The organism is Amycolatopsis sp. (assembly GCF_035276945.1).
In the GTDB taxonomy this organism is placed as follows: domain Bacteria; phylum Actinomycetota; class Actinomycetes; order Mycobacteriales; family Pseudonocardiaceae; genus Amycolatopsis_E.
Genome location: NZ_DATELF010000171.1, coordinates 16,474 through 29,041 on the forward strand (window position 1 = coordinate 16,474; position 12,568 = coordinate 29,041).

10 protein-coding genes are annotated in these 12,568 nt (G+C 69.1%); 6 read left to right on the forward strand and 4 right to left on the reverse strand.

Annotated features, from left to right (window positions below; all coding sequences use genetic code 11):
- Positions 1–38 precede the first annotated feature (38 nt).
- Positions 39–1,466 (reverse strand): type VII secretion-associated serine protease mycosin, encoded by a 1,428-nt coding sequence (mycP, locus tag VJT49_RS30595; RefSeq protein ID WP_324168441.1) that lies wholly within the window; start codon positions 1,464–1,466, stop codon positions 39–41.
- The gene (eccD, locus tag VJT49_RS30600; protein ID WP_324168442.1) at positions 1,463–2,830 is read right to left on the reverse strand and encodes a type VII secretion integral membrane protein EccD; all 1,368 of its coding nucleotides are present in this window, start codon (positions 2,828–2,830) and stop codon (positions 1,463–1,465) included. The genes mycP and eccD overlap by 4 nt, the downstream gene beginning before the upstream one ends.
- 214 nt (positions 2,831–3,044) lie before the next feature.
- On the opposite strand from eccD, the gene eccCa reads away from it, so the two are divergent.
- From eccCa to VJT49_RS30620, 4 genes are all read left to right on the forward strand, one after another.
- Positions 3,045–7,052 (forward strand): type VII secretion protein EccCa, encoded by a 4,008-nt coding sequence (gene eccCa / locus VJT49_RS30605; protein ID WP_324168443.1) that lies wholly within the window; start codon positions 3,045–3,047, stop codon positions 7,050–7,052.
- Positions 7,053–7,059: 7 nt separating this feature from the next.
- Complete coding sequence (locus VJT49_RS30610) at positions 7,060–8,907, forward strand: type VII secretion-associated protein (RefSeq protein WP_324168444.1); 1,848 nt, start codon at positions 7,060–7,062, stop codon at positions 8,905–8,907.
- Between the two features lie 186 nt (positions 8,908–9,093).
- A complete protein-coding gene (locus VJT49_RS30615; protein WP_324168445.1) occupies positions 9,094–9,411 on the forward strand; it encodes a WXG100 family type VII secretion target in 318 nt (105 codons plus the stop codon).
- 45 nt (positions 9,412–9,456) lie between these two features.
- Positions 9,457–9,750, forward strand: a complete 294-nt coding sequence (locus VJT49_RS30620) for a WXG100 family type VII secretion target (RefSeq protein ID WP_324168446.1) — start codon at positions 9,457–9,459, stop codon at positions 9,748–9,750.
- Positions 9,751–9,808: 58 nt separating this feature from the next.
- On the opposite strand, the gene VJT49_RS30625 is transcribed toward VJT49_RS30620, so the two are convergent.
- On the reverse strand, positions 9,809–10,363 hold the full coding sequence (locus VJT49_RS30625; protein ID WP_324168447.1) for a DUF4333 domain-containing protein: 555 nt from the start codon (positions 10,361–10,363) through the stop codon (positions 9,809–9,811).
- Between the two features lie 5 nt (positions 10,364–10,368).
- On the reverse strand, positions 10,369–11,292 hold the full coding sequence (locus VJT49_RS30630) for a hypothetical protein (protein WP_324168448.1): 924 nt from the start codon (positions 11,290–11,292) through the stop codon (positions 10,369–10,371).
- A gap of 153 nt (positions 11,293–11,445) precedes the next feature.
- Between VJT49_RS30630 and rplM the strand changes: the two genes are divergently transcribed.
- Both rplM and rpsI read left to right on the forward strand, forming a co-directional pair.
- Positions 11,446–11,898 (forward strand): 50S ribosomal protein L13, encoded by a 453-nt coding sequence (gene rplM, locus VJT49_RS30635; protein ID WP_324168449.1) that lies wholly within the window; start codon positions 11,446–11,448, stop codon positions 11,896–11,898.
- A gap of 14 nt (positions 11,899–11,912) precedes the next feature.
- Complete coding sequence (gene rpsI, locus VJT49_RS30640; protein WP_324168450.1) at positions 11,913–12,395, forward strand: 30S ribosomal protein S9; 483 nt, start codon at positions 11,913–11,915, stop codon at positions 12,393–12,395.
- Positions 12,396–12,568 lie beyond the last annotated feature (173 nt).

Here is a 12,568-nt window from a genome sequence, read left to right on the forward strand (position 1 = left end):
GGTAGGAACCAAAGGGGCCCTTTTGCCGGGCGAGGAAATCAGGCGGGACGATTTCGCCGAATGGTCCGGACCACGAACAAAGTGACGAGCAGGACGACGAGGCCTCCGCCGGTGCCGGCGAGTGCCACGATCGCCGGGGTCCAGTCCTTGTGCGCGGCGGGCGGCAGTCCGGACGGCAACTGCTTGGCCGCGGCGGGCGCCACCCCTTCCTCCGCCGGGACGATCGCGGTGAGCGCGGCGACCGGGTTCACCACGCCGTATCCGATGTACTGGTCACGGCCGCCCGGGGCGCCGGGGTGCTGGGCGGTCACTTCGATCCGCCGCATCACCTGGCGCGCGTTGAGGTTCGGGAACTGCTGGCGCACCAGCACCGCCAGGCCGGCCACGTAGGGCGCCGCGAAGCTGGTGCCCTGGATCGGTCCCGGTTTGCCGCCCTCGACCACCTGGTTGGCCAGTTCGGTCGAGCCCACGTCGGCCGGGTCCAGTGAGGTGATGTTCGTGCCGGGCGCCGCCACGCTGACCCACGGTCCGTGCACGCTGAACGGCGCGACCGAGCCGTCTTCCTGGATGGCGGCCACCGAAAGCACGTCGTCGGCGAACCAGGGCGGGCTGACGATCGACCGTGGCTTGTTCGCGTCGTCGTTCTGCTTGCAGGTTTCCGACGTGTTGCCCGCGGCGGCCACCACGACGATGTTCTTCTGCTCGACCGCGAAGTGGACGGCGGCCTGCAGTGCCCGTTCCTGCGGCGACATGGGGATGTCGGCGGACCGGCAGTTGTCGATCGACATGTTGATCACGGCGATGTCCCCGCGGTTGGCGGCATGCACCACCGCCTGGGCCAGCGTGTTCAGGTTGCCCGCCCCGTCGCCCTGCTCCCGGCTGCCCTGCTTGGCGCCGGACTGCTGGTCCTGGGTGGCGTAGTTCTGGCTCGTCTGGCGGATCGAGATGATCTTGGCGTCCGGTGCGACACCCTTGAACCCGATGTTGGGCGGGGTGTCCGCGGCGATGATGCCGGCCACCTCGGTGCCGTGCCCGTCGCAGTCCTGGGTTCCGTTGTCGGGGTGCACGTAGTCGCCGCCACCGTCGACGTTCAGGTACGCGTGCTTGGTCACCCCGGTGTCGATGACGGCGACGGTGAGCCCGCCACCCACACTGCCTTTGCCGGCCTGGACCAGTTTCTGGGCCTGCTCGATCTGGAGGTAGGACTGCCCCCACGGGCGGTCCTGGATCTTGATGTTGCTGTTGGGGTCGCGCTGGACGCAGTCCTTCTTCTTGTCGTACTGCTTGTCCGGCTGGCCAGGGTCGTTGGGCAGCAACGACATGTTCACCGGTGGCGGCGCCCAGCTGAGGTCCGAGCCGGTCTGGGCGGCGGCGGTCAGCGGGCTGAACGCACCGAGCGACGCGCTGAGCAGCACGGCCGCGGTTCGGGTGTGCAGACCGGCCGGGCGGGTGCGGTTGGCCCTCATGAGCTGAAGGAGACGTGCCGGAGCGTGGTGTAGAGGTCCATGACGGCGAGTGCCAGCGGCAGCACCGTCGCGATGCAGATGGCCTCGAACACCTCCACGGACCGGCGCAGCGGTGGTGAGAACCGCTGGTTCGGGAAGATCACGCCGACCACGAGAGCTCCCGCGGCGACCAGCACCAGCACGCCGAACACCCAGAGCAGGCGGCCGGCGGGGTTCTGGGAGAACAGCCAGCCGATCAGGATGCCCGCGGCCGAGACCATCCCGGTGGTCAGCAGCGCGACGGCCTGTGCGCCGTTGGCGTAGGAGCGGGCACGCAGCAGCAGCACGAGCGTGGTGATTACCGCGGTGATGATGCCGAACACCTTCGGCGAGGTGGCCGTGATGATCGCGGCGATCGCCGTGGCGCTGCCGCAGCCGATCAGCAGGCCGGTCATGTAGCTGTGCGCGATGGAGGTCCGGCGCTCGATGGCGGTGTAGTCCGGGAAGGAGTCGTCCTCCTTGAGTTCCTCGGCGGTACCCGGCACGTGCGGCAACGGCAGCTTGGCCAGCCAGATGGTGGCCCTGGGCAGGAACGAGATCGCGGCCAGCGAGACCGCCGCGGTGCCGGCGGCGATGCCGGGCGCGGGATGCGCGATGAGGGTCGCGACGGTGAACGCGAGCACCCCGATGACCCCGGCGGTGGCGGCGGCGATGAAGGTCGTGATGCCGGTGCCCATGATCATGATGGCCACCGCCGCGACGATCACCACCAGCCCGCTGCCGAGCAGCAGGTTGGCCCGGATGGTCAGGCCCGGGACCACGGAGAACCCGGCGACGAAGGCGAACGGCAGCCCACCCGCGGCGGCGATCAGGACGCCGGTCGCCTCCGCCTGGTATGCCTTGGCCAGGGTCGCGCCCACGGCGATGCACGCGATCGTGGCGACGCCCGCGGCCAGCGCGGCGGCCAGTCCGTTGCCGCCGAACATCGGACCGCCCATGAACAGGGCGAACGCGGCGACGATCAGCGCCAGTCCGCCGGCGATATGGCCGATGCGGCGGGCGGTTTCCTTGGTCCAGGGGCGGAAGCTGCCCGGTTCGGCGTCGGCGATCGCGTCCACGACGTCGTCGTAGAGCGGTGGCGGCGGGTTCTCGTTGCGCCGCCGCAGCTGGAGCAGTTCGCCGTCGACGACGCCGAGCGAGGCCAGGGTGCGGCTGGGGTCGAGCGGCGCGTCGCCCAGTTTCGCCAGCACCCAGCCACCATGCCGCGCACCGCCGTCGGGGGTGGCCTCTCTCGCCATCTCGAGGAGCATCGGCAGCAGGTCGGCCACCGCGACGTCCGCGGGCAGCGCCACGTCGATCCTGGTGCGTGGTGCGACCACCGTCACCCTGCTGAATACCGTTGTGCCCGTAGCCACCGGCTGGCCCCCTGCCTGTTCGAGAATGGTGCAGGCTACTTATACCGAACTCGCCATGGCGGTAGGTGCCGGTCCTCGAAAATTCCGCTGCTCTTACCCTCTGCGGGCAGGTGATTCGCTAACGTGTGAGCCACCCCTGGGCTCACATGGGGGCGTTGCCGAGATCGAATGAGGGGTCCTTTCGGTGAGCACGCTGCAGTTCAAGAAGTCGCCACGGATGGCTGCGCCGCGTCCACCGGGGGGCGAGGTTCATCTGGAGCCGCCACCCGAGGTGCCCAGGACGATCCCCGGCAACATCGTGCAGAAGGTGCTGCCGGTGGTCATGGTGGTGGCCACGCTCGGCATGGTCGTCGTGATGTTCACCAGCGGCGGTGCGGCCGCGCGCAACCCGACCTTCCTGATGTTCCCACTCATGATGATCATGTCGATGGGCGGCATGTTCGCCGGTGGCGGCCGGAGCGGGGGCGCCAAGAAGGCGGAGATGAACGAGGACCGCAAGGACTACCTGCGCTACCTCGGCCAGATGCGGGACAGGGCCCGCGAGGCGATGGCCGACCAGCGGGCCGCGCTGGAATGGGTGCACCCGGACCCGCAGGCGCTGTGGTCGCTGGCCTCCAGCCGCCGGATGTGGGAGCGCAGGCAGAACGACTCGGACTTCCTGCACCTGCGGGTCGGCCGCAGCTCGCACCGGCTGGCCACGCGCCTGGTGCCGCCGCAGACCGGTCCGGTCGACGAGCTGGAGCCGATCGCCACCCTGGCACTGCGGCGGTTCGTCCGCGCGCATTCGATCGTGCCGGACCTGCCCACCCAGATCACGCTGCGCGGGTTCGCCGCGGTCAGCCTGTCCGGCGACCGCACGCTTACCCGTGGCCTTACCCGCGCGTTGCTGGCACAGCTGGTCACCTTCCACAGCTGTGACGACGTGCTCATCGCGGTGGCCACGGCCGGCCGGGCCAAGGCCGAGTGGGAGTGGGCCAAGTGGCTGCCGCACGTCCAGCACCCCGAGTTGTCCGACGGGATCGGGCAGCTGCGGATGATGGCGGGTTCGCTGGCGCAGATCGAGCAGTTCCTCGACGCCGAGCTGCGTGAGCGGCCGCGGTTCTCGCGCAACGCCACGCCCAGCCCGGACCAGCCGCACATCGTGATCGTCATCGATGACGCCGAGGTCACCCGCGAGGAGCAGATCATCCTCGAGGAGGGCCTGGTCGGGGTGACCCTGATCGACCTGTCCGACTCGCTGGGCAACCTGCCCGCCCGCCGTGGCCTGCGGCTGGTGGTGGAGAAGACGCGGGTCGGCGCGCGCAGCGCCAGCGGCATCGAATGGTTCGGCAAGCCCGACTCCCTCAGCGCGGTCGAGGCGGAGGCGCTGGCCCGCAAGTTGTCGCCCTACCGCGCGGGTGTCGCCGCGCAGGAGGCCGGGGACGACGAGCCGCTGCTGGCGAACCCGACCCTGCTCGAACTGCTGGGCATCCCGGGCGACCCGATGACCTTCGACGTGCAGCAGGCGTGGCGGCCACGGCCGGTCCGTGACAAGTACCGGGTGCCGTTCGGCATCGGTGAGCACGGGCAGCCGGTCGAGCTGGACATCAAGGAGGCGGCGGAAGAGGGCATGGGTCCGCACGGCCTGTGCATCGGGGCGACCGGTTCCGGTAAGTCGGAGTTCCTGCGCACCCTGGTGCTCGGCCTGCTGGCCACGCATTCCAGCACGACCCTGAACATGATCCTGGTCGACTTCAAGGGTGGTGCGACCTTCCTCGGTCTGGACAAGGCGCCGCACGTGGCGGCGACGATCACCAACCTGGCCGGCGACCTCAGCCTGGTCGACCGGATGAAGGACGCCATCGCCGGTGAGGTGGCGCGGCGGCAGGAAGTGCTGGCCAAGGGCAACTACAAGAACGTCTGGGACTACGAGAAGGCCCGTGAGAACGGCGCCGACCTCGACCCGCTGCCCGCGCTGTTCATCTGCATCGACGAGTTCTCCGAGATGCTCACCGCCAAGCCCGACTTCATCGACATCTTCCTGCAGATCGGCCGGGTCGGCCGGTCGCTGCAGATGCACATGCTGCTCGCTTCGCAGCGGCTGGAAGAGGGCAAGCTGCGTGGTCTGGACACCTTCCTGTCCTACCGGATCGGTTTGAAGACGTTCTCCGCGGCGGAGTCGCGGGCGGCGATCGGCGTGCCCGACGCGTTCGAGCTGCCACCGATCCCGGGCTCGGGGTACCTGGGCACGCAGGGCGGTGGACTGGTCCGGTTCAAGGCGGCCTACGTGTCCGGCCCGTACCGGCCGGCCGGGATGAAGGCGGCGGGGCCGGTGGCCAACGTGGTCCGCGCCGACAAGCGGCCGCAGCTGTTCGTGCCGGACTTCGTGGAGCTGCCGCCGGAGCCGGAACCCGAGCCGCAGCCGGTCGCGCAGGTTCAGGAGAAGGAGGAGAGCGGCAACGAACCCACCGAGCTGGAGGTCATGGTCGAGCGGTTCGTCGGCCAGGGCCCGCCCGCGCACGAGGTGTGGTTGCCGCCACTGAACGAGCCGAACTCGCTGGACACGTTGCTGCCGAACCTCAACCCGACCGAGGACCGCGGCCTGTCGCCGGTGGGTTTCTTCGGCAACGGCAAGCTGCAGGTGCCGGTCGGCATCGTGGACCGGCCATTCGAGCAGCGGCGTGATCCGTTGTGGGCGGACTTCTCCGGCGCGGCCGGGCACGGCGTGGTGGTCGGCGGTACCCAGTCGGGTAAGTCCACCCTGCTGCGGACGCTGATCATGTCCATGACGCTGGCCAACACCCCGGAGGAGGTGCAGTTCTACTGCATCGACCTCGGTGGTGGCACGCTCGCCGGGCTTTCCGAGCTGCCGCACGTCGGTGGTGTCGCGGTGGCCCGGCGTGAGCCGGACAAGGCGCGGCGGATCGTGGCCGAGCTGAACACCCTGGCCAACGAGCGGGAAGGCCTGTTCGGCGCGCTGGGCGTCGACTCGATCACCGACTTCCGCAACCGCAAGCGGCGTGGCGAGATCAGCCCGGAGCAGGACCCGTTCGGCGACGCGTTCCTGGTCGTGGACGGCTGGCGCGCGATCCGCGACGACTTCGAGGAGCTGGAGCCGCAGATCACCGCACTGGCCCAGCGGGGTCTGGCCTACGGTGTGCACGTGATCATCTCGGCGACCCGGTGGGCGGACATCCGCCCGGCGATCAAGGACGTCCTGGGCACCCGGTTCGAGCTGCGGCTGGGTGATCCGAGCGAGTCCGACATCGACCGCCGGGTCGCGGTGAACGTGCCCGAAGGCCGTCCCGGGCGCGGTCTGACCAGGGAGCGGCTGCACATGCTCACCGGCCTGCCGAGGATCGACGGGGTCAGCGACCCGGAGACGGTGGGTGCCGGGGTCGCGGACGCGGTCGCCAAGATCAAGGCCGCGTGGCAGGGGCGGATCGCGCCGCAGGTACGCCTGCTGCCGGAGGTGATCACCTACGACGAGGTGCTGTCCATGGACAAGCAGCGCCACACCAGGCTGGTCCCCATCGGGATCAACGAGGACGAGCTGGCGCCGGTCTACCTGGACTTCGACGCCGACCCGCACTTCATCGCCTTCGCCGACGGCGAATCGGGCAAGACGAACCTGCTGCGGCAGATCGCCCGGGGCATCACCGAGCGGTACAGCGCGAAGGAAGGTGTCATCGTGCTCGTCGACTACCGGCGCACGATGCTCGGCTTCGTGCAGGAACCGCACCTGCTGGGCTACGCGGTGTCGGCCAACCAGCTGGACGGCATGATGAAGGACATCGCGGGCTCGATGACCCGGCGGCTGCCCGGCCCGGACGTGACGCAGGAGCAGCTGCGCAACCGGTCCTGGTGGAAGGGGCCGGAGCTGTTCATCCTGGTCGACGACTACGACCTGGTCGCCACCCAGACGTCCAACCCGCTCAAGCCGCTGTCGGAGTTCCTGGCCCAGGCCAAGGACGTCGGCCTGCACATGATCGTGGCGCGGCGGACCGGCGGTGCGTCCAGGGCCGCCTATGACCCGATCATCGGCAAGCTGAGGGAGATCGCGGCGCCGGGCATCGTGATGAACGGCAGCAAGGACGAGGGTCAGCTCCTGGGTAACGTCAAGCCGGGCCCGATGCCACCGGGCCGGGGCAACTTCGTCAGCCGCAAGGTCGGCAAGCAGCTGACGCAGGTGTCGTGGATCCAGCCGGAGTGAGCGGAGCGTGACGTTTCGGGTCGCAATCGACTTCGGGACCTCGAGTACCTGTGTGGTCGCGGCCAGGAACGGACGCGACCCGCAGGTCGTGGTCATCGACGGGCAACCGCTGATGTCCTCGGCGGTCTACGCCGCGTCCGACGGCACCCTGTTCGTCGGCCAGGAGGCCGAGCGGCAGGCGGCGATGGACCCGTCCCGGTACGAACCGAACCCGAAGCGGCGGATCGACGAGGGCGAGCTGCTGCTGGGCGACTCGGTGCTGAGGGTGACCGATGTCGTGCATGCGGTGCTCGCCAGGGCGGTGTCCGAAGCGCGCAGGCTGGCCGGCAACGCCGAGGTCGACCTGCTCGTGCTCACCCATCCCGCCGACTGGGGCGCGGTCCGCACCCGGCTGCTCCGGCAGGCCGCCGGCGGGCTGGCGCGGGAGGTCACCCTGGTGCCGGAACCGGTCGCGGCGGCGGTGTTCCACGCCACCACCTTCGCGCCCACGGAGGTGGTCGGCGACCGGACCGTGGAGCTGTCCAACCGGCCGGGGGAGACGCTGGCCGTGCTCGACCTCGGCGGTGGGACCGTGGACGTGAGCGTGGTCAGCAGACCACCGGCCACGCCGGGCAGGAGAACGGGTTTCCAGGTGCTGGCCACCCGGGGCGATCCCAGCTTCGGCGGCGCCGATGTGGACCAGGCCCTGCTCGAACATGTCGGCGGTCTGGTGTCGGCGGCCGACCCGGACGCGTGGCGCCAGCTCGTCGAGGGCCGGGAACTGGCTGACCGGCGTCGGCGGCGGGTGCTGCGGCAGGACGTGTGCGGCGCGAAGGAGACCTTGTCGCGGCACGCCTACACGGATGTGCCGATGCCGCCGCCGTTCGCCGACGCCCACGTCACCCGAGAAGATCTGGAGCGGCTCATCCAGGCGCCGCTCAGCCGTGCGGTGGAGCTCACCTGTGCCGCGATCGAGGAGGCCGGGCTGCGGCCGAAGCAGCTCACCGCGATCTTCCTGGTCGGCGGCTCGAGCCGGATCCCGATGATCTCCCGGCTGGTGCACGAGCGCACCGGGGTCGTGCCGACCACGCTCGACCAGCCGGAGACGGTGGTCGCGCGCGGCGCGCTGCTCGCGGTCGCGCCCGCCCGGGCGCCCCAGCAGCTTGGCGAGCGCCGCACCGAGTTCGTCCGCGCCCCCAGCGCTCCCCGCCCGGCCTTCGCCCCCCGTCCGCGGGCTCCGCGCCCGGCCGTCGCTCCCCCGGCCGTGAGTCCGCCGCCACGGCCGCCCACGCCGCCGCAAGGAATGCGGACGGTGGCCATGAAGGTGCCGGGGCGCCGGTCTCGCCGGCTGCCCTGGTTGATCGGCGGGGCGGTGCTGCTGGTCGCGGCGGCGGTCGCCGGGACGCTGATCCTGCTTCATCGGGGCGACTCGGCACAGTCGGGCAAGGTCATCGCGCAGTACCACTACACCTTCACCGTTCCCGTGGACTGGGCACAGACCGGGGGCCGCCCGGAATTCCGGGAGACCTTGATCAAGCCGGCCGATCAGCCCAAGGGCGATGACGCCATCGTGGTTCAGGAGGCTTCCCTGACCATCGACGCTACGGCCGATCGCGCGCGGTGGGTCAATTCGTTGAAGGGCGAGGTAGCCAGTCAGGGCTCGCAGTATTCGGGTTTCAATGCCGAAGCCGGCTTTGCCGGGCGCGAAGTCGTCTATTACCGGCAAGCCGGGCAGGCGGGGACTATCGACTGGTACGCCTTCGCCGCCGGCAACGTCCAGGTCAATATCGGATGCCAGTACGCCACGCAGGCGGGCAGGGACCGGGTGGCCGCGGCTTGCGAGCAGGTCGTGCGCGGTGTCCAGATCGCACCGTGAATACGCTTTCGCAAATAGCCAGGTCAGCGCGGCTTTGGGGGACCGTTGCCCAGGTAGGCGTTCACTCTCGCAACTACTTGGGGACAATCCGGGACATGGGGGAACCGGCCATGGCAAGGTTTCCGTCGTAGGGCCGTACGAACAAACGAGTTCGGCCACCACCACTAACGAAGGGGGTAGCTCCTCATGGCAGGCGGTTTTACAGGGACACCGGCCGATTTCGCCGACGCCCACCAGAAGGTCAACAACACCAAGCAGGAGATGGACTCTCAGCTGAACAAGCTGCGGAGCGAGATCGAGGCCACCCGTGACGGCTGGCAGGGTCCCGCCGCGCTGGTGTTCAACCAGGTGATGGAGGCCTTCAACGAGAAGTCGGTGAAGCTGAACCAGGCGCTCGAGCACATCGCCGAGATGCTCAAGTCCTCCGGTGTCCAGTACGACACCCAGGAGCAGGACGTCAACTCGCAGCTCAGTGGCCTGCAGCAGGCCCTTGAAGGTCTGTAAGCCATCATCACCGCCAAGCTTCTTTGACGAAAACGGAGGGAACCAATGTCCGACGCGATCAAGGTCAGTTACGCGACAATCGAGGAGGCGGCCAGCGCCTGCAAGACGGCCGGTGGTCAGGTCGAGTCCCTGTTCGAAAACCTCAAGTCGCAGATCGCCCCGCTCACCGGGAGCTGGACGGGTGAAGCGCAGACGGCGTGGCAGCAGCGCCAGGACGAGTGGAACCGGGCGCTCGAGGAATTGAACGCGCTCCTCGCGCGTATCGCCACGGCCCTGCCGCAGATCTCGGAGGCGTACCAGAGCACCGACCAGGGCATCACCAAGATGTTCGGTGGCTGAGTGCCTACCGCGAAAGTGCCCCATCTCGGATTTGAGGTGGGGCACTTTCCGTTGTGGACTACCGGGGCGCGCCCACCTCGAACTGCGCCTGTTCGTTGAGCACCCGGATGGTCACCTTCTTCGGCTGTCCGCCGACCAGTGCCGAGCATTCGAACGTAATACCGGTCTTGACCGGTTGACGAGACGGACACTGGACGTTTCGCACGTCACTTTCCCCGAAATCCTCGCGCAGTACCTTCACCACACCGTCCTGTATGGACCGCTGGTCGAGAGTGTCGCCGGAGAACACGCCGGAGCGCCAGGCGGCGACTCCGCCGCCGGCCAGCACCACCAGCACCACGGCGCCGATGATCCACGGCTTCCCGCTCCGCTTCCGCTTGCCTCCGCCGAACGCGTCGAATCCGCGGTAAACGCTTGCTGGCTCCGCCGTCCGGGGATGCGACCCCCAGACCCCGCCCCCGGGTGGGGGTTGCCACGCGCCGGGCTGTTGCCACTGCGGCGCGGGCGTCTGCCATGGCGGCGGGGGGCCGGCGGGGTGGGGCTGGGATCCGGCGGCCTGCCGGGGCCCGGTCGGCGGCCACCATCCGGGCTGCTGGCTCGGGGGCTGGGTCATCGCGGTCACCGCCCCTGGAGTTCGCCCATGCGGGCGTAGAAGTCGCTGACCGCCGCGCTGTCCGTCAGCGCGGTGACCTCGGACGCGGCCGGCACCTTCGGCAGGTCGTTGTCCGTCGGTACCCCGTCGAGCCGGTAGTGGATGTTGATCTCCAGTTGATGGCCGTCGCCGTCGATCCTGCCGGACATCTTCAAATCGGTGAGCTTCCCGTCGGCATCCAGGGTGATCTTGGTCTGCAGTGGCCGGCTCTTCATCGAGGCGTCGAACTGGCTGGAGATCGAGTCGGGGAACACGATGACCCGGTTGTCGAGGAAGGCGCTGAGGGTGACCTCCGCGGTGAGCTCCACCGCGCCGCCGGGGAGGCTGTTCGCGCTCTTGGCCGCCTTGCCACCATCGACCTTGCCACCATCGATAGAGTCGGACACCGCCTGAAGCATCTTGCAGACGTCCTGCGCGCCGGACCAGTAGCACTCGTTCAGGTCTCCGGCGGTGTAGGGCGTGGAGACCCAGTGCGTGGGCGCGAGGCTGGCGTAGACGGGTCCGAGTAGCAGGTATTCGACCGGGCTGTTCGCCGGATGGTAGGAGTCGAGGTACTCGTTGGAATCCAGATTCGAGTGGTTCTTCGACAGCCGGGCAGGTGGGTCGCCGAGCTGGATGGCGGTGATCGTGCTGTTGATCTTCCTGCTGTCGAAGCGGGCGAAGGTGTCCTGCACGCTCTTGCGCGCCGCGTTGCCGTTGAACTGCCCGGCGAGGGACTTGAGCTTGTCCGCGAACTTGGCGCTCACATAGGCGGCCGCCTCGTCGCCGTTGGGCACGGCGGTGCCCGCCTTGGCGCTGCCGCACGCCGTCGCGGCAAGGCTGAGACACGCCAGTAGCGCGGTTAGCCTGGTTCGGGCGCGCGGACGTGCCAAGATTGGTTCCCAGCTCACGCGCGTCACCCTAGTATGAGGATCACCAGGGGACCCCCGCTTTGCGGGCCTTCGGAGCGGGCGGGTATCTTCGTAACTCGTTGTGCGTTGCGGCGCGTCCGGCGTTAGGCCCGCACACGACCCCACAAGCGATGTTGACGACGAGGTAGACCCTTGCCCACGTACAGCCCCAAGCCTGGCGATATCACCCGTGCCTGGCACGTGATCGATGCCGAGGATGTCGTGCTCGGCCGGCTCGCGACCGAGGTCGCCACGCTGCTGCGCGGCAAGCACAAGCCGACGTTCGCCCCGCACACCGACACCGGTGACTTCGTCATCATCGTGAACGCCGAGAAGGTCGCGCTCACCGGTAACAAGCGCGAGCAGAAGTTCGCCTACCGGCACAGCGGCTACCCCGGTGGTCTGCGTAAGCGCTCGTTCGGCGAGCTGCTGGAGACCCGGCCCGAGCGACTGCTGGAGAAGGTCGTCAAGGGCATGCTGCCGAAGAACAAGCTCGGCCGCGCCCAGGCCAAGAAGCTCAAGGTCTACGCCGGCCCGCAGCACCCGCACGCCGCGCAGCAGCCGCAGCCGTACCAGATCAGCAAGATCGCGCAGGTCGCCCAGTGAGTGAGGAAACGTTCGTGACCAGCACCGAGACTGAGACCGAGGTCGAGGCCGTCGACGGTGTCGCGGCGACCAGCGAGACGCCGGCCGCCCCCAAGCCGTCGCGTGCCGCCGGTGGCTCGGCCCAGACCGTCGGCCGCCGCAAGGAGGCCGTCGTCCGCGTCCGGCTCGTTCCCGGCACCGGCCAGTTCAAGCTCAACGGCCGCAGCCTCGAGGAGTACTTCCCGAACAAGGTCCACCAGCAGCTCATCCGTGAGCCACTGGTGACCGTGGAGAAGCCCGAGGCGTTCGACGTCTTCGGCAACCTCAAGGGCGGCGGCACCTCCGGCCAGGCCGGCGCGCTGCGCCTGGCGATCGCCCGCGCGCTCGTCGAGGTCGACGCCGACGACCGTCCCGCGCTCAAGAAGGCCGGCTTCCTCACCCGGGACGCCCGTGCCACCGAGCGCAAGAAGTACGGTCTCAAGAAGGCCCGCAAGGCTCCGCAGTACAGCAAGCGCTGATCAGCTAGTCTCAGCAGAAGGCGCCCATCCGCCGGATGGGCGCCTTCTGCTTTCTCCGACACGGCCCGGGGGCAAGCCCCCAGCTACGGTCGTGGCGGGTGGCCGCTAGGTTGGCGTGACCATGCGCATCCTCGCGAGAGGGCGCGGAATCGCAACGAACACTGGAGAGGATG